We start from the raw sequence: 17,558 nt of genomic DNA, 5'->3' as shown, positions 1-17,558 counted from the left end.
GATGCGGTTTTTTTATGATTTTTAATATTTAAATGAGGAGCTTAATGACATTATTTACACAAAGATTGAGCATGTATCAAATAGAAGAGTCTGATTGGCCTTTTTTTCTAGCGCTTCATCGCGATCCTCAAGTCCTTAAGTATTGTTTTGATATGCCAATGGAGTCACTGGTAAGAAACCGCTTTGAGATACGCTTACCTAAGTGGAATACTAAATCACGCCATCCACTGTGCTTACTCATTATTAATAATAAAACAAAACAACCAGTGGGTGTTACAGGCTTTGCCTATGACGGAGAAACCGCAGAGCTTGGTTATTTATTATTGCCAGAGTATTTTAATAAAGGCTACGCGACAGAGTCGTTAAGAGCTGTGATTGATTGGGCTTGGAAAGAATGTGGTATTAGGCAGTTTAAAGCAGTCGTAACGCGTGGCAATATTGGTTCTGTAAAGGTGCTTAGTAAGTGCGGCTTAACCCATACCGATACACTTTTTAAAGTGCATACAATAGGCGAAAAGTTATACGACGATTTAATTTATACGCTTAAGGTGTAAGGTTTTAATGGGCTAGTAGCCTAGCCCAAAAAGTGCTACAAGTGAAGTGCGATAGCTTTTCTGTCTTTTTCTGGCATGTTTTCTACGACTAAATTAAATGAGTTATCAATCATTCTCTCAATTTCACTTTGTGCAATTGTGCCGTCTAAAATTACTGTGTTCCATAAGCGTTTATTCATATGGTAACCAGGGATCACTGCCGGGAAAGTATCACGCAATGATATTGCTTCATCAGGATCGCATTTTAAGTTAAGCCACCAAATAACCTCACCATCATCATTAGTTTGACCGTCATTGCCAATAGCAAGAGTCGCAAACATTTTATGATTCACTTTATATACATCAACCTCTTGCGCAAATGGTTTTGTAACCTGAACAAGTGGTTTTTTAACTAAATACTCATGTACTTTTTTCTGGTCCATGATCCATTCCTTGAAGTCATACTCGGTAAAGCTACCATAGCAGTTTTTTTCACATTTGATTATATGTATTTTAGTATAAATTAAAATTTTACAAGCTAATACAACATGTAGCGTAAAACCAACGTAATTTTAGTTGAACAAAATCCAGTTCGTGGTATGTTTCTGCCAATCAAAAAAATAATAGGAATTCACACATGCCAAAGGCGAGTGATGTTAAAAAAGGTACTGCTATTGACTTCAATGGCCGCGTTTTAGTTGTAAAAGATATTGTGCGCTCTGTGCCGCAAGGTCGTGCTGGTGGTAGTTTATACCGTATGCGTTTATACGATGTGGTAACCGGTGGTAAAGTTGACGAAACATTCAAAGACAGTGACATGCTAACGCTGGCTGATTTAACACGCCGTGAAGTAATGCTATCGTACATTGATGGCGACGAGTATGTGTTCATGGATAATGAAGATTACACGCCTTACAACTTAAACAAAGATGCTATTAGCGAAGAAATTTTGTTTGTTAATGAAGAAACGCAAGGCGTACACGTCATTGTTATCGATGGCGCGCCAGTAGGACTTGATTTACCATCAAGTGTTGAACTTGTTGTTGAAGAAACAGACCCATCTATTAAAGGTGCATCTGCAAGTGCTCGTTCAAAACCTGCACGTATGTCTACTGGCTTAAATATTTCTGTGCCAGAGCATATTTCAACAGGTGACCGTATCCGTATTAATACTGTTGAACACAAATTTATGGGTCGTGCTGAAAAGTAACTTGTAAATTATAATTTTAAAAGCCGAATCTGTGTTTAACAGGTTCGGATTTTTTTGTGCGCGGGGATTTGTTGCTTTAAATTTAATCACGTTAGCGTTAGAATAAACGCCGTATTTTTGAGCAATTTTAAGGGGTAGCTTTGTTTATAGTTTTACTAAGCAGTGCATTTATAGCTTTAATGTATTTAGAAACCATTAAAAAAGGCATGCCAATTAGGCGATGGCTGATTTTAGGCGGTTTACTTGGACCTGTAGCCTGGTGCTTGTTTAATCTACATTATCGTCGTGCTTTAGTAAGAAATGTAGGAATAAATGCGTGTATATGGCGCCCTTAATTTATTGACGCCACATTTTTATTTTTTCTAATTAAGCTTGGGGCTGCTTTAGTTTGTTGTTGCTTTAAAAATTCAGTAAATTCACTTTTTGATAGAGGCTTAGAATAGTAATAACCTTGTACTGTTTCGCAATTAAGCTTTTTGAGTATATCAATTTGATGAGCTTGTTCTACACCTTCAGCCACTACATGTAAATCAAGGTTATGTGCAATAGTGACTATTGAGTCGACCATATTACGGCCACGTTCGTTGGTCATGTCATCTATAAATGCTTTATCTACTTTAAGTGTATTAAGCGGAAATTGCTTTAAATACGCTAATGATGAATAACCAGTACCAAAATCATCCATTGCTAAATGAATACCTCGGGCACTTAACGAACGCATAATTGCAATGGCTTCTTTAGGGTCATCCATTACAGTACCTTCTGTTATTTCAAGCTCTAAAAAGTAAGAAGGTAATTCATTTTTTTTCAAAATAACGTCAATACGAGAGGTTAAATCGGGGAGGCTAAATTGCTTTGCTGATAAGTTGACAGCTACTCGGCCGCTAAATAAACCGCTATCTAGCCATTCTTTTACGTCTCTGCAGGCTTTGTTTAATACCACCTCACCAATTTCAATTATTTGGCCCGTTTCCTCGGCTATAGGTATAAAAACTCCCGGACTAATAATGCCTTTTTTGGGTGTAATAAAGCGCACTAATGCTTCCATTCCGGTTAGCTTGCCTGTGCGAATATTCATTTTTGGTTGGTAGTACACTTCAAAATGGTCTTCTTTTAAACCAAAGCGCATGAGGTTTTCAATTTGCAGTCGTTTAACGGCTTGACGGTTCATCGTGTCGTTAAAAAATAGGTAGCTATTACCTTTCTTTTTAGCATGATACATCGCGGTATCTGCATTTTTTAAAAGCAGTTCAGGTGTATTACCGTCTTCAGGGAATAATACAATACCTACACTTGAGGTGATTGCCAGTTCGTGGCCTGCCATTTTAAATGGTGTAGCAATGGCTGCTAAAAACTGTTTAGCCATGCGTGTAATTACATGTATGTCGTTAGTGTCAGACATTACCAGAGCAAACTCATCGCCGCCTAAACGATAAAATACATCATTTTCACGGGTTAGTTTATTTAAGCGCATTGCTAGTTTAGCTAATAAGCTGTCACCTAGCTGATGTCCTAACGAGTCATTTATTTTTTTAAAGTTATCTAAATCGAACACAAGTAAGGCGTGATGCGAATTGAGCTTTACTAGCTTTTGCAAATCAGTAAAAAATAAATTTCGGTTAGGCAGACTGGTTGTGCGATCTCGATTCGATAAGTTATGTAATTGCGATTCTGCTTTTTTACGCTCTGTTAAATCTGAATATACAACGACATAATTAGTTATTTGATTTTGATCGTTTTTAATTTCATCTATCGATATTTCTATCGGCAATAAAATGCGCTCACTATTACGAAGCTTCACTTCTTGTTGAATATGTTCGCGCTCTTTTACTATTTCAATAATTCTGTTTGTGTAGCTTGGCTCATAACCAGATAGGCTAAAATCTTTTCCTAAGTATTGTTCGCGTACGCCACCAAATAAGGTTAAAAAGCTGGGGTTTATATCAACCAGTTTAAAGTTTTTATCATAAATTGCTAAGGCGTCAGTGAGCGACTCAACACATTTTGCAAAAAGGTTTAAGCGCTCTTCAGTTGATTTTAACTGTGATATATCGCGAACGGTACCTGTCATTCTAAGGGGGGATAAGTTGGCGTCTTTTTCAATTATTTTTCCGCGATCGAGCACCCAGTGCCAACGACCAAAAGTATCTTTGATTCGGTAGGTGGCTTCAAAAAAAGCAGACTGCTCTGCAAAGTGCACTTTTAGCAAGTGCTCAACGTTATTAATATCGTGAGGATGGATAAGGCCTTTATTTGGTGGAAACCCCATTAACGTAGTTGAGTCCATTAAATACTTATCGTTAATGCGAATAACTTCGCCTGTTTTTATGTTCCAGTCCCAAAGTGTATCGCCGCTACCTTCTACGGTACTTTTAAGGCGTTTTTCCGAAAGTCGAAGTTGGCGGCGTGAACGTCTAAGTTTGTGGATTACAAATAACAGGTACGGCAAAGCAAGCGATATAATGGCGCTTGCTAGTATAAGTATATTGTCTGAGTTGTAATTAAGTGATGACTCAAAGGCAAAAAGCTCAAATGAGTAAGCAAGTACTACAAGCATGCTTAGTTTTATTATTGTTTTTATCATTTTTTGATTACTTCTAATTTACAAATGATAATTTAAAACAAGCTAAACCTAGAGTCAAAGAGATTGAGAGTAAACGGGCATATTTTGAGATTTACTGACTTTCGCCGAGCTTAAAAGCTCATATCTTGGTCTATCATCAAATAGGCTTAGTGCATAAACTTTTACTTCTCTTAGTGTTAGTGCGTTTAGGGCATCTAAAAGTCGCTGCTGCATATGAAATTCATGATCTCTGTTACCAATAGCAAGCCATAACCGTTGTGAGCGCAGGCGCAAGTTTTTATCTTTTTCTGCAATATGAGTACTAAGGCCATGTTTTTGCTGTTGCCAATCGTTTTCATCAAGTGCATCAATGTTATCAAGGTATTTTTTAATAAAGCTGTTATGACGATGCAATAATGTTTTTGCATCAAACTTAGGTGACTGCACATAAAATGCTATTCCAGCACGAGTATTAAAAGGTGCATAACCTGCGCCCACTAAATAACCTAGCTGTTGTGTTGTTCGTAACTCGTTAAAGTAATCTTGATTAATTAAATGATTTAACGCCATCATTTTTACTTTTTCGGCCACGCAATCCGTTTGCGCCTGATAGTAAACTACCATGGCATGGTCGCTACAAGGAAGTTCTAACTCGTAGCGAGTTACTTTTTTAATTTCAAAAAGGGGGCGTCTTAAATCTTCAATTATGGCTGCGTTTTTTAGGTGTTCGGCGACCTTTTTTTGAAAGGCTAATGCATCACTTTGCTGCCAGTTACCATGTAAAAATGATTCAACATGTAGTGCTTTAAAAAAGTCTGTTCTGAACTCATTAAATTGCTGAAAACAGGTGTTTTTTAATGCCGATGCAAGCTCCCCAGGTTGAGGGTTCCAAGGCATTATTTTTGCGCCTAAAATACTAAATAACTCACTGACTGGTTTGTTTTGGTTGCTATTGCGCCAATGCCTTACAAGTTGTTTTTTATATTCAGCAAAGCGTTTTGCACAAATTTCTACATTAAATAAAGCATCTATTAATTGATCAACAAGCTCTAACTGACTGGATGAAAGCCCAGCGGTATGTAGAGTTAATCCACCTTGATGCGAGGTTAAGTGGTAGCTAAGTCCTGCAAGTTCTGCAGGATAAAATTGCTCGCCTACGCTATCCATAAATAAATCTGTAAATAAGCGGGTGAGTGCCATATGCTTTACATCTTTTACGGCAAAATCAGAATCCATGGCCAAATAAAAATGACCTTTAGCAACACGAAATGTGTTGTCTTGTTTAAACCAAAAGTCAAAACCGGGTTCTTTTACTAATAACTCGGGTTTCGTTTGTGGTTTTATGACATCAAATAACACCACTTCTTTTGTCAAATAAGGATTAGCGGTAGGCAGCAGCATTTCGCTCAGCGGTTTATTTATCTCGCTAAGTGCATCAAGCCAATTAGGTGAAATATGTTCTACTTTATATGGTGTGTTGTACCATGCGGTTTTATGTTCAGGCTCTACATCTGGATGTATAAGTACGATGCGCATATTATGTGGCGTTAACCACTGCATGGCCATTTCGTGGGTCGCTTTTTTAAAGCCTTCCATTAAATAGTCGCCTTGCACGTAATTTGCTTCGTCGTAATGCTGCATATTAATGCTTAAATTACTGACCCAATCAATCAAGCGTGACTTTTCTTGGTTATCGAATGCTATTTGTAATAGATTTTTTTTATCTTGGTATAAGCGCGGCAATTTTTCGGTGTTATCGTTAATTAAGCAAATGTATTCAAACACCATTTCAATAATGTCTTCGAAGTATTCAATACCTTCATCGGTAAGCGCTAAACTAATATTAAAGTCTTTAAAGTTGCTGCCATTAATACCACCGCCAGCAGAAAGCGCGTTTATCCAGCCTTGCTCTTTTAAAATAGAATAAAGAGAACCCGCGCCTTCATAGCCAAGTAAATGGGCAATAAAACTCACTGTTTTGTGGCGATAAAAGTCGTCAATATTAGGCATAGCAAAACTTATGATAAGTTTTTGCATATGCTTATGCGGCTCAATATGAAGTATTTTTCCTATGTCTTGTTTGCGATAGAGTGGCTCACTGATCTCTGGCTTTTTGAGGTTTTTATTACCCTTAATTGCGCCAAAGTAAGTTTGTGCCCAGCTTTGTAGTGTGTTTAATGTTTCGTTTGCGCAAATAACTAAAGTCATCCACTGAGCTTGGTACTGACTATTAAAAAAGTCGCGAAGCTCATCACTAATACAGCGCTCTCTGTCAGCTAAGGTTTGTAGGTTTCCTACAGAAAATTTAGCAAATGGATGAGCTGGATTTACCGTTTCTTTGTGGGCTTGATAAATACGGCGACCATCGTCTTTTATTTTTAGTTTAAACTCGGCTTCAATTGCGTTGCGTTCTTTTTCTGTTTCGGCTGAATTTAAAAGTGGCGCAATAAAAAAACGGCTAAATTGGGTAAGCGCCTGTTCAAATTCTTGGTTATTAATATCAAAAAAGTAACAGGTATGCTCAGTGCCAGTCCACGCATTAGTGTTCCCGCCAGCTTGCGAAACAAAATTATTAAAACTGCCTGAATCTGGGTATTGGTCTGTGCCTAAAAAAAGCATGTGCTCTAAAAAGTGTGCTAGGCCTTGCCTATCAAGAGGATCGTCAAAATGCCCGGCGTTAACTGCCATTGATGCTGCCGCTTTTGTAGAATCTTTATCTTGCACTAATAGTACTTTTAGACCATTGTCCAGTGTAAAGGCGCGGTATGCTCTGTTATCATTGCGGCTGATATTCAAATGATGCTCCTGAAACTAAACGTTTACTTGTTAACAACAGATGATGGCTTCAGGAAAGCGAAATACAGCTTAAAGATTTACCTGAATCTCATGAAAGAATTATTTAGAAATAAATAGATTTATGTTGTTAATATAGCTGACAAATGGGCAAACTGGCTACTGTTTTATATTCTTTAATCGGTTGATTTTTTATGAAAACAATCCTAATAATGCGCCACGGCGAAGCAACACCCATGCAGGCTGATGATGCAGGTAGAAATTTAACCCAAGCAGGGCACGATGAAGCTGAAAAAATGGGCCTTTGGCTCAGTAAAGCACATTGCCCTGATGCACTGTTAGTTAGTCCTTACATTCGTGCACAGCAAACAGCTGCAGGTGTGGCTAAAAATAACGTATTTAAATTTAGCGAAACCACATCCGATATTATCCCCGAAGGCAAACCTCAAATTGCTGCTGACTATCTTGAAACGCTTATTGCTACTCATCCCCAATGCAACACATGGCTTATAGTGGCACACATGCCTATTGTAAGTTATTTAGTGGACCAATTAAGCCCTGGTAATATGCCAATTTTTAATACAGGTGCTGTTGCTGTTATTAGTTATGATGAGCAAACCCAGCGTAGTAGTTATATAAGTATAAATGCCCCAGAAAACCTTTAATATAAATAATTGAGAAAAGTAATATGACGATAGAACGCTTACAAACAGGTGCGCGCATGAGCCGCATAGTAAAACACAACGGCACTGTTTATTTATGTGGGCAGGTATGCGCCGACGCGCAAAAAGGTATTAAAGAGCAAACTCAAACTATGCTTGATAAAGTAGAGGCGCTGCTTGATGAAGCAGGGAGTTCAAAAGAACATATGCTTAGCGCGACTATTTATGTAAAGAGCATGGAATACTTTGCTGATATGAATGCAGTATGGGATGCATGGGTACCCGAGGGTTATGCACCAGCACGTGCCTGTGTGGAAGCTAAAATGGCACGTGATGCACTACTCGTAGAAATATCTGTTGTAGCGGCCTTAAAGTAATTTGATCAAACAATTATATAGCTCATGGCAGTTTTGTTAGTTATATAGTTGTTTAAAGCAAAATAGCCAACCAAAAGCTAAAACTCAACATACACAATATAGTAGAAAGTACCACCGTCCCTGCAAGCGTTGCTTGATGCTGTTTTAACTGACACGCAATTAAGTAAGCATTTACCCCTACAGGTGATGCACTCAATAGAACTAGCACATTTCTTATTTGCTCATCTAACTCAAACACATAAGTTGCTGCAACAAATACCCCAGCCGGTAATATAATAATTTTTAATAATGAAGATATAAGCGCGGGCTGCCAGTTTGAGGCTATTTTATAAAATACTAAGTTTGCGCCTAGTACAAATAAAGCACACGGAATAGCGGGTTTGGCGAGTAAATCTATACTGCTTACTAAATTGTCATATAAGCTAAGCCCAGATACATTAATGATCAACCCGCAACCAATACTCAGTACGATAGGGTTTAGCACCATACTCTTGCTAAAGTTATACCATGAGAAGTTTTCAGCACTTCCTTTTGCCCCAATTAAAAAGGTCAGGGCAAATAGCAATGTGCTATGAAAGGTGATGATCATAAATGCAATAGCAATCATCTCTTTACCCAGTGACGCTATAACAATTGGGATACCTACCAACACCATATTTGAATAACTTCCTGCCAAACCAAATACGCTGTGTTGTTGATAATTTATTGCTTTATTATTGAGACATGGCTTATTTAAGTAAAAGCGGTCAATTAAAATGCCTAATCCAAACACACTCAAAACAGGTATGTAAAAGCTCAAAAATGCAAAAAGGCTAATACTTTGCTGTAAGTTTATTTGCGACATATTTAGTACTAAAAAGGCCGGTAAACTCACATAAAAAGTAAATTTACTTAGACCCGCAATGTGTTGTTCGTTAAAAAACTTTAACTTACAACATCCATAACCCAGTGCCACAATAAAAATGAGCGGAAAAATAATTGAAAAAATATGCACGTAGTTACATCCTAGTAATGGCTAAAGTTAGCGTCTAAATTCATCACTTTGCGGTAAATTAATTAAAATAAGTACAGCGCCTCTTCCACCATATTCGAGAGGGGCTTGGTGCATCGCTATTACGTCAGGGTGCTGTACTAAGTACTGAGGCACTTTGTGCTTTAGTACGCCGCCACCAATACCGTGCACTACACATGCACAATAATAATGCTGCTTTTTACATTCGTGAATGAGTCCAGCGAGTTCGTCTTTAGCAAGTTCTTTATTTAAGCCATGTAAATCTAGCGTCAAATCGGGTGCAAAGTCACCACGGCGAAGCTGTTTAGCTAGGAAAGTATTTTGGCCAGGTTTTACATATTTAACCGTGCCGTGGGTGTCTATATCGGGAATATAAACGTCTGAGAAGAAAAATTCAGATTGAGCCTGCTTTTTTTGCTGGGCAAATTGCTTAGCTTGTGACACCTTAGGCTTTGTATCAAAACGATGAGTATCTTGTTTAAATACTTTGGCGCCTGTGATCGTTTGACGAAATAAGCTTATGTCGTCATTGCTTAGGGACGAATGTGATGGAGTGTCTTTTTTCATAACTATTACCTAAACAAAAAAACGTAAAAACGCAGCGCAAAAGGCGGTACAATACTTAAATGAGGGGCAATTGTAATTTGCCCAGCGCAGATAGGCAATGCAATCGTCTTAAAGACTCAAAACAGTCAGTAAGCTAATACAGGTAAAAATATATGAGCGATTTACAAATAGAAGAAGCAACACTCGAAGAAGCCGTTGCAGAACTGTCAACTTTACATGACTGGTTACGTTGGACTACAAGCCAATTTGCAAGTAGTAGTATATTTTTTGGACACGGTACAGATAACGCATGGGATGAAGCTGTAAGCTTATTACTGCCTGCGCTTAGCTTGCCTGTTGATGCGCCAAAAGAATTAATGCACGCGCGTTTAACAAGCACAGAAAAAAACCGACTTGCGGGTCTTATTGCAGAACGTATTAACGACTGCACACCAGTACCTTACTTAACAAACATTGCATGGTTTGCGGGTATGCCGTTTTATGTTGATGAACGTGTACTTATACCTCGCTCACCATTTGCCGAGCTTATTAGTAACCGCTTTACGCCGTGGCTTGAAGAGCCACAATCGGTAAACCGTATATTAGATTTATGTACGGGTTCGGGTTGTATCGCAATTGCACTTGCGCAAGCTTTTGAGCAGGCACAAGTTGATGCGGTAGATATATCGTATGAAGCGCTTGAAGTCACAGACATTAACATTAACGATTACATGTTGAGTGATCGCGTGTTACCGATTCAGTCTGATGTATTTAGCGGTGTACCAGGTCAAAAATACGACCTTATAGTAGCAAACCCACCGTATGTTGATGCAGAAGATATGGCTGACTTACCACGCGAATTTCATCATGAGCCAGAGCTTGGGCTTGCATCAGGCCACGATGGTTTAGATGTAACCCGTACTATATTGAGCGAAGCGAGTGAACATCTAACTGATAACGGTTTGTTATTTGTAGAAGTTGGTAACTCTATGGTACATATGGATGCACTGTATCCGGGCGCGCCGTTTGAATGGATTGAATTTGAACAAGGCGGCTTAGGTGTATTTGTAATTAGTAAAAAGCAGCTAGATGAGTATTTTGCAAAATAAGTAAAAAATGAATAGCCAAGCCCTGTGCTTGGCTATTGGTAGTCATTAGGAATGAGGAAAGTTAATGGCAGGTAATAGCATTGGGCAGTTATTTAAAGTGTCCACCTTTGGTGAGAGCCACGGCGTTGCATTAGGCGGCGTTGTTGATGGTACTCCCGCAGGTCTCGAAATCACAGAGGCCGACTTACAAATTGATTTAGATCGCCGAAAACCAGGCCAAAGCCGTTATACAACGCAGCGCCGTGAAAGCGATCAAATAAAAATATTAGCAGGCGTTTTTGAAGGTAAAACCACAGGTACTAGCATTGGTTTATTGATTGAAAACACCGATCAACGCTCGCAAGATTACGGCAAAATTAAAGATGTATTTCGCCCAGGTCATGGCGATTACACGTATTGGCATAAGTACGGCTTGCGCGATTATCGCGGTGGTGGCCGTTCGTCTGCACGCGAAACCGCGATACGCGTAGCGGCAGGTGCTATTGCTAAAAAATACTTAAAGCAATTTCATGGTATTGAAGTTAAAGCATGCTTAAGTCAGCTTGGTCCTATCAAGGCGGAAACGTTTGACTGGGATGAAGTGGAAAACAACTTATTCTTTTTCCCTGATGCAAGTAAGCTTGAAGCACTTGACGAATATATGCGTGACCTTAAAAAGCAAGGTGACTCAGTTGGCGCTAAAGTAAAAGTAGTGGCAAGCAATGTACCAGTTGGCCTTGGTGAGCCAGTATTTGACCGTCTTGACGCCGAACTTGCACACTCATTAATGAGTATTAACGCAGTTAAAGGCGTTGAAATTGGTGATGGCTTTGACGTAGTTGAGCAAAAAGGCTCTGAGCATCGCGACGAGCTAACCCCTGAAGGTTTTACATCAAATCATGCTGGTGGCGTACTTGCGGGGATTTCGACAGGGCAAGATATTATTGCTTCTATTGCGCTAAAACCAACGTCGAGCATTACTATTCCGGGTAAGAGTATTAATACAAGCAACGAAGCGGTAGAGATGATCACTAAAGGTCGTCACGATCCGTGTGTTGGCATTCGTGCAATCCCGATTGCTGAGGCAATGATGGCTATTACCTTAATGGACCACTTACTGCGTCAACGCGGACAAAACCCACATGTAAACCACGAACACGGGCCAATTAACGGCTCAGTGTAAGTGTTTATAATTATAAAAACGCGGATTACCGCGTTTTTTTATGTCTGTAATTTAGTTAAGAGCCTTTCAGGAGTTGTTCAAGTAGGTCCTATATACTGCAAGAAGGAGGGTAGTAATCATGAACGATAATATTAATGAACACTCACAAATAAAAGCCCAGGCTGCAATAGCCCGCTTAGAACGTTTCAGTAAGTTAACGGATAGCAGCATTGGTATTCCTTTTACTAAATTTAATATAGGCCTAGAGGCTGTGATTGGTTTAATTCCCGTTATAGGTGATGCCGCAGGGCTAATTTTATCAAGCTATGTGCTTATAGAAGCGCAGCGTTTAGGTGTGAGTAAACGTATAAAGACTAAGATGATTATCAATATGCTCATTGACTTTGTGGGCGGCTTAGTGCCGTTTTTTGGCGATATATTTGATGCGTTTTTTAAAGCTAATACGCGTAATACACAACTATTAAAAAAACATTTAAACAAGCAGTTAAGTGAGTAATTAATAGCTTTAAGTAACCGTTAGCAAAGAGACTTTAAACAAAATGTTGTTGGTTGTTTAATCACCTAGTAAGGTAGGAGCGTCTATTCACTTTGGTATTTACAATATGCAATTATTTATCGGTAATAAAAACTACTCCAGCTGGTCATTACGCGCATGGTATTTAATGAGTAAATTTGATGTTGAGTTTAGTGAAACCCAGCTGGTACTCGACACCCCTGATTTTTACAGTGAACTAAAAAAGACCTTTGCTGTGCAAAAAGTTCCAGCGTTAATTGATGGCGATTTACAGGTTTGGGATTCACTAGCAATTTGTGAATATATTAACGATGCTTACTTATCAGGCGCTGCATGGCCAAAATATATTACCCAAAGAGCTAAAGCGCGTGCGCTAAGCGCTGAAATGCATTCAGGCTTTATGGCGCTGCGCAGCGAAGTGCCAATGAATATAAGAGCTACCCGTAAAGTAGACCTATCGAGCGAAGCATTAAAAGACATAGCCCGTATAGACGAGATATTTGCACAGCAACAAGATGTGTTTCCAAACGAGTGGTTTTTTGGTGACTTTAGTATTGCTGATGCTATGTACGTACCTATTGTATTGCGTTTAAAAACGTATCAAATTACGTTATCGCCAGAGGCGCAACAATATTGTGACTTTGTTATGCGTTGCCCAGTATTACAAGTATGGATCACTCAGGCATTAACCGAAACCGATATTGTAGAGTGTGATGAAGCAGGAACGCCTTTATAATTATTGTTTTTCATATGGCATGTTCTATGCCTTAAAATCATAAGTTTAAACTAGGCTGCTCATGTATCTAAATCACCCAAGGTATGGCAATAAACCGATAACTACCAATACCTCAGTGACAATAGAGGCGATAGAGAATGCGCACTGGCGTTACTCGAGGCTTAAATACTTCCCTAATACGGTAATATTGGCAGATATAAAAAAGCAAAACTATGCCATTGACCCTCGGGCACTTTATGTTGATATTGAAGAGAAGTGCGAAAGTTGCTCTAAGGCATTTATTTTTTTTGCTCAAGAGCAGCAATATTGGTTTGAGGTACTTGATTTTTGGGTCGATTCACACTGTACACGTTGTTTTGAATGCCGTAAGCATGCCAGATATATACTAACTCTACGTAAACGGTACGATATGTTAACTAGCTTAGCCAATAAAACCTCAAGTGAAAAAACACAGCGTAAAGAACTTGCCAATACGCTTTACTGTTTAGGTATTATTAAAAATATCAATAAAGTGAAAGATTAATCCGCTTATATTTTACTATCACGCCTTATTTTTACTTTAGTTGTAAAAGCCCGTACAATTCGTCTCGTTTTTAGTGCGCTAATATGGCGCTGTAACCGAGACGAATTAATCAATTTTTATGCATCAAATAGCTGATCTAATTTCAATTTTTGAGCGCACTTTTTATCAAAGTCACAATACACGACTGATAAAAGGCGATTGTGAGCCTGTGTATTTACCAGCAACAGAGCAGGTGCCATATCACCAGGTTGTATTTGCGCATGGTTTTTATGCCAGTGCATTACATGAAATAGCACACTGGCTGGTGGCCGGTGATGCACGTCGGTTATTAGAAGACTACGGCTATTGGTACTGCCCTGATGGGCGCGACAAACAAAAACAAGCTGAGTTTGAAAAGGTAGAAATAAAGCCCCAAGCTATAGAGTGGTTATTAAGCACCGCAGCAGGGTTTAATTTTAATGTGTCGGTGGATAATTTAAACGGCGAGCAAACGTGTCGGTTTGATTTTCAGCAGCGAGTATATGCACGGGTATTATCGCTAATCGAAAATGGCTTTAACTCTCGTACAGAGTCACTTTTAAAAGCAGTGTGTGATTTTTACAATACACCGTGGCCCTTAACAGCGCAGCAATTTAAGAGGCAACATCCAAAGGAGCTTTGTAATGGCGTTTAAATTAGGCTTAATTGTAAACCCTGTAGCAGGTTTAGGTGGCACAGTCGCTTTAAAAGGCAGTGATGGCGCGCACACAGCGGCAAAAGCAATAGAGTTAGGCGCAGAGCCAAAAGCAAATAGCCGAACAAAAGCAGCGCTTGAGGTGCTATTACCTTATAAAGAACGCTTAACCATTTACACTGTTAACGGTGACATGGGTGAGCAAACAGCAAAAGCTTTGGGCTTTAATGTAGAGGTTGTATATAACACTTCTGCAATAACAACCCCAGATGACACAGAACAAGCCGCAAAAATACTTAAAAACTCTGGTGTTGATTTAGTCTTATTTGCCGGAGGCGACGGTACAGCACGTAACATTTGCCATGCAATAGAGGATACCATTCCCGTACTTGGTATTCCCGCAGGTTGTAAAATTCATTCTGGTGTTTACGCTATCACGCCAAAGGCTGCAGGGCGCGTAGTCGAAATGCTGGTTAAGGGGGAGTTAGTTACCTTAGCCGATGCAGATGTAATGGATATAGATGAAGATGCTTTCAGGCAAGGCACAGTAAAAGCCAAACGCTACGGCGAAATGCAAACACCTAGCGAAGTACGCTATATGCAAGCGGTTAAAAATGGCGGTAAAGAAACCGACGAACTCGTACTTGCCGACATTGCAGCGCATGTTGTATCGCAAATGGATGAAGATACATTTTATATTATGGGTAGCGGCTCAACGGTTGAAGCCATAATGGAAGAAATGGGGCTTGAAAATACGTTACTTGGTGTTGATTTAATAAAAGATCAAACCTTAGTTGCCCAAGATTTAACGGCTAAGCAATTGCTTGAGCTTACACATGATCAAAGTACTAAGTTAGTCATTACGCTCATTGGCGGGCAAGGGCATATATTTGGCCGTGGTAACCAGCAATTGAGTCCTTTGCTTATACGCGCAATTGGCAAAGAAAATATTATTGTAGTAGCAACAAAAACAAAACTACTAGCGCTTAATGGTCGCCCCCTTATTTGTGATACAGGCGATGGCGAATTAGATGATGAATTAACCGGTTATATTAAAGTAACCACCGGATTTAACGACCATATTATGTATGCAGTAGGGCACCAAAACCTTGAAAATACAGGTGCTTTGCAAAACCAGGAGATTAATAAATGAGTTTAGTGAACTATATCGATGCAGCCCAGCAGTACTTCGATGATTTAGTAATAAAAGCAACTGACGATGAGTTATTTGCTGGCGGCTATTTACGAGGTCATTTTGATCTTGCAGTTGGTTATGCCGAAGTAGAAAAGCTGACAATCAGTATAGATGAGCTAAATGAAACTGTAGAGCAAAGCTTAGTTAAAGCATATCGCAACGGCGAGCTTAACGAAGAAGACAAGGCATTAGTTGCACGCTTGTGGGATGAAGTTAAAGCCCTCGCTTAACCCTAAGTGGCAAAAAAACACGATTTGTTTATCACTATCGTGTTTTTTTGTGCCCAAAACTTTTAAAGCACATTCCCATGTTAATTTACTGTTTTGTTTTTATGCGATATTGTTACTAAAATAAATTTTAGGAACAATAAAAATGAATAATAATCAAGACGCTTTACCTTCAGGGGTTGTAGCGCGTTTTTTAAATTTTGTTGAGCTAGTAGGAAATAAGCTTCCAGATCCAGCCGTAATATTTCTATTTGCAATGTTATTAATTTGGTTTTTGTCGTGGTGGTTTTCAGGCGTGAGCTTTGATGCAATAGACCCACGTACCGGTGAAGCGATTATTATTAATAATATGCTGGCAAGTGATTCGCTCGCTACTTTTTTATCCTCTATGGTAAAAACCTTTACTGGCTTTGCTCCCTTAGGTGTCGTTTTAGTAGCTATGTTAGGTGTCGGTGTTGCAGAGCATTCGGGATTTATTAATACCGGCCTTAAGTTAATGCTTAAAGTTACTCCTAAAAAGCTATTAACGCCTTCAATCATTTTAGTGGCCATTGTGAGCCATACCGCTACTGATGCAGGTTATGTATTAGTTATTCCACTTGCCGGTGTTATATTTTATGCAGCAGGACGCCATCCGCTTGCGGGTATTGCAGCTGCATTTGCAGGAGTCAGTGGTGGTTTTGGGGCTAACTTTATTCCATCGGGTATCGACCCATTGCTACAAAGCTTTACCCAAAGTGCGGCGCAAATAATTAATCCTGCAATAACAATTAACCCGTTAAATAACTGGGCATTTGCTTCAGCATCTAGCTTATTTATTGTGGCATTAGGCTGGTACATTACCGATAAAATTATTGAACCACGTTTACAAAAAACAGCAGTTGATGGTGCTAAAGAGGATTTACCTGTATTTGAAGATGCACGTAGTGATGAAAAACGTGCCTTTTATATAGCCAGTACCGTGATGATTGCTGGACTTGCGTTATTAGCATTTGTCTCTGCTCCAGACGATTCTGCAATGCGCAGTAGTGACGGATCCCTTACTAATTTTAGCTCTCCTTTAATGCAATCAATTGTACCACTAATATTTTTACTTTTTTGGATCCCAGGCACTGTATATGGTTTTACGGTAGGTACCTTTAATACTTCAAAAGATATGATTGATGCTATGAGTAAAGCGATGAGCGGCATGGCATATTATATCGTCATGGCGTTTTTCTGTTCGCTATTTATTGCTGCATTTAGTAAATCAAATTTAGGTGCACTGCTCGCAATTGAAGGTGCGCAGTTATTAAAGGCGATGGAATTGCCAAGTGCAGTAACGGTTGTAGGCATTATCTTTTTAACTGGCTTTGTTAACTTGTTTGTAGGTTCAAGTTCAGCAAAATGGGCGTTACTTGGCCCCATTTTTGTACCGATGTTAATGCAACTTGGCATTTCGCCAGACTTAACTCAAGCCGCTTATCGTGTAGGTGACTCAAGCTCTAATATTATTACACCGTTAATGCCATACTTCCCATTAGTGGTGGTGTACTGTCAAAAGTATGTCAAAGGCACCGGTATAGGCACTTTAATTGCTATTATGCTGCCGTACTCAATTGCCTTTATGATTGGCTGGAGTATCTTTTTATTAGGTTATTGGGCACTTGGTATTCCTTTAGGTTTAGATGCAAGCTACATTTATCCAGCATTGCCTTAGCCTAAACCTTTATGAACCTCACTC

19 protein-coding genes are annotated in these 17,558 nt (G+C 39.2%); 14 read left to right on the top strand and 5 right to left on the bottom strand.

Annotated elements, in window-relative coordinates; all coding sequences use genetic code 11:
• Positions 1-44 precede the first annotated feature (44 nt).
• Entirely contained in the window at positions 45-554 is a 510-nt protein-coding gene (locus tag GQR47_RS05065) for a GNAT family N-acetyltransferase (protein ID WP_165723595.1), read from the top strand.
• A gap of 35 nt (positions 555-589) precedes the next feature.
• Here the strand turns inward: GQR47_RS05065 and GQR47_RS05060 are convergent, their stop codons facing one another.
• Entirely contained in the window at positions 590-976 is a 387-nt protein-coding gene (locus tag GQR47_RS05060) for an MmcQ/YjbR family DNA-binding protein (protein ID WP_024596739.1), read from the bottom strand.
• A 194-nt stretch (positions 977-1,170) separates the two neighbouring features.
• On the opposite strand from GQR47_RS05060, the gene yeiP reads away from it, so the two are divergent.
• Together yeiP and GQR47_RS05050 are read left to right on the top strand one after the other, a co-directional pair.
• Positions 1,171-1,743: an elongation factor P-like protein YeiP gene (yeiP, locus tag GQR47_RS05055; RefSeq protein ID WP_002962153.1), complete on the top strand. Its 573-nt coding sequence runs from the start codon at positions 1,171-1,173 to the stop codon at positions 1,741-1,743.
• 140 nt (positions 1,744-1,883) lie between these two features.
• Entirely contained in the window at positions 1,884-2,078 is a 195-nt protein-coding gene (locus GQR47_RS05050; RefSeq protein ID WP_165723585.1) for a hypothetical protein, read from the top strand.
• Here the strand turns inward: GQR47_RS05050 and GQR47_RS05045 are convergent.
• Positions 2,075-4,327, bottom strand: a complete 2,253-nt coding sequence (locus GQR47_RS05045; RefSeq protein WP_165723594.1) for an EAL domain-containing protein — start codon at positions 4,325-4,327, stop codon at positions 2,075-2,077. The two genes, GQR47_RS05050 and GQR47_RS05045, sit on opposite strands and share 4 nt — an antisense overlap.
• A gap of 54 nt (positions 4,328-4,381) precedes the next feature.
• Positions 4,382-7,102 carry an insulinase family protein gene (locus tag GQR47_RS05040; RefSeq protein WP_165723593.1) on the bottom strand — a complete coding sequence of 907 codons (2,721 nt, stop codon included), beginning with the start codon at positions 7,100-7,102 and terminating at the stop codon, positions 4,382-4,384.
• Positions 7,103-7,293: 191 nt separating this feature from the next.
• Here GQR47_RS05040 and sixA point away from each other — a divergent pair, with 191 nt between their 5' ends.
• Positions 7,294-7,764, top strand: coding sequence for a phosphohistidine phosphatase SixA (gene sixA, locus GQR47_RS05035; protein ID WP_024593905.1), 471 nt, complete (start codon positions 7,294-7,296; stop codon positions 7,762-7,764).
• A gap of 23 nt (positions 7,765-7,787) precedes the next feature.
• Positions 7,788-8,138, top strand: coding sequence for a RidA family protein (locus tag GQR47_RS05030; RefSeq protein ID WP_024604476.1), 351 nt, complete (start codon positions 7,788-7,790; stop codon positions 8,136-8,138).
• Positions 8,139-8,190: 52 nt separating this feature from the next.
• Here the strand turns inward: GQR47_RS05030 and GQR47_RS05025 are convergent, their stop codons facing one another.
• Both GQR47_RS05025 and smrB read right to left on the bottom strand, forming a co-directional pair.
• Entirely contained in the window at positions 8,191-9,132 is a 942-nt protein-coding gene (locus GQR47_RS05025) for an AEC family transporter (protein WP_024604477.1), read from the bottom strand.
• Between the two features lie 27 nt (positions 9,133-9,159).
• Positions 9,160-9,717, bottom strand: a complete 558-nt coding sequence (smrB, locus tag GQR47_RS05020; protein WP_024604478.1) for an endonuclease SmrB — start codon at positions 9,715-9,717, stop codon at positions 9,160-9,162.
• A gap of 152 nt (positions 9,718-9,869) precedes the next feature.
• Between smrB and prmB the strand changes: the two genes are divergently transcribed.
• From prmB to GQR47_RS04975, 9 genes are all read left to right on the top strand, one after another.
• Positions 9,870-10,805, top strand: coding sequence for a 50S ribosomal protein L3 N(5)-glutamine methyltransferase (gene prmB, locus GQR47_RS05015; RefSeq protein WP_007377743.1), 936 nt, complete (start codon positions 9,870-9,872; stop codon positions 10,803-10,805).
• A gap of 64 nt (positions 10,806-10,869) precedes the next feature.
• A complete protein-coding gene (aroC, locus tag GQR47_RS05010) occupies positions 10,870-11,967 on the top strand; it encodes a chorismate synthase (RefSeq protein ID WP_007377744.1) in 1,098 nt (365 codons plus the stop codon).
• A 118-nt stretch (positions 11,968-12,085) separates the two neighbouring features.
• Positions 12,086-12,463, top strand: a complete 378-nt coding sequence (locus tag GQR47_RS05005; protein WP_024591638.1) for a DUF4112 domain-containing protein — start codon at positions 12,086-12,088, stop codon at positions 12,461-12,463.
• A 106-nt stretch (positions 12,464-12,569) separates the two neighbouring features.
• On the top strand, positions 12,570-13,217 hold the full coding sequence (locus GQR47_RS05000) for a glutathione S-transferase family protein (RefSeq protein ID WP_024596733.1): 648 nt from the start codon (positions 12,570-12,572) through the stop codon (positions 13,215-13,217).
• A 61-nt stretch (positions 13,218-13,278) separates the two neighbouring features.
• Positions 13,279-13,740, top strand: coding sequence for a zinc-ribbon domain containing protein (locus tag GQR47_RS04995; protein ID WP_029753288.1), 462 nt, complete (start codon positions 13,279-13,281; stop codon positions 13,738-13,740).
• A gap of 118 nt (positions 13,741-13,858) precedes the next feature.
• Positions 13,859-14,413, top strand: a complete 555-nt coding sequence (locus GQR47_RS04990) for an elongation factor P hydroxylase (protein WP_024596732.1) — start codon at positions 13,859-13,861, stop codon at positions 14,411-14,413.
• Positions 14,403-15,566: an ATP-NAD kinase family protein gene (locus tag GQR47_RS04985; RefSeq protein ID WP_154903375.1), complete on the top strand. Its 1,164-nt coding sequence runs from the start codon at positions 14,403-14,405 to the stop codon at positions 15,564-15,566. Before GQR47_RS04990 ends, GQR47_RS04985 begins: the two co-directional genes overlap by 11 nt.
• The gene (locus GQR47_RS04980; RefSeq protein ID WP_024596509.1) at positions 15,563-15,838 is read left to right on the top strand and encodes a YfcL family protein; all 276 of its coding nucleotides are present in this window, start codon (positions 15,563-15,565) and stop codon (positions 15,836-15,838) included. Before GQR47_RS04985 ends, GQR47_RS04980 begins: the two co-directional genes overlap by 4 nt.
• 142 nt (positions 15,839-15,980) lie before the next feature.
• Positions 15,981-17,534 carry an AbgT family transporter gene (locus GQR47_RS04975; protein WP_024596510.1) on the top strand — a complete coding sequence of 518 codons (1,554 nt, stop codon included), beginning with the start codon at positions 15,981-15,983 and terminating at the stop codon, positions 17,532-17,534.
• Positions 17,535-17,558: the final 24 nt, after the last annotated feature.

Origin of the sequence: Pseudoalteromonas sp. Z1A2 (genome assembly GCF_011378755.1) — a bacterium.
GTDB classification, from domain to species: Bacteria; Pseudomonadota; Gammaproteobacteria; order Enterobacterales; family Alteromonadaceae; genus Pseudoalteromonas; species Pseudoalteromonas distincta.
Note: the sequence above shows the minus strand (reverse complement) of the source record. Positions and strands in the feature narration are given on the sequence as shown.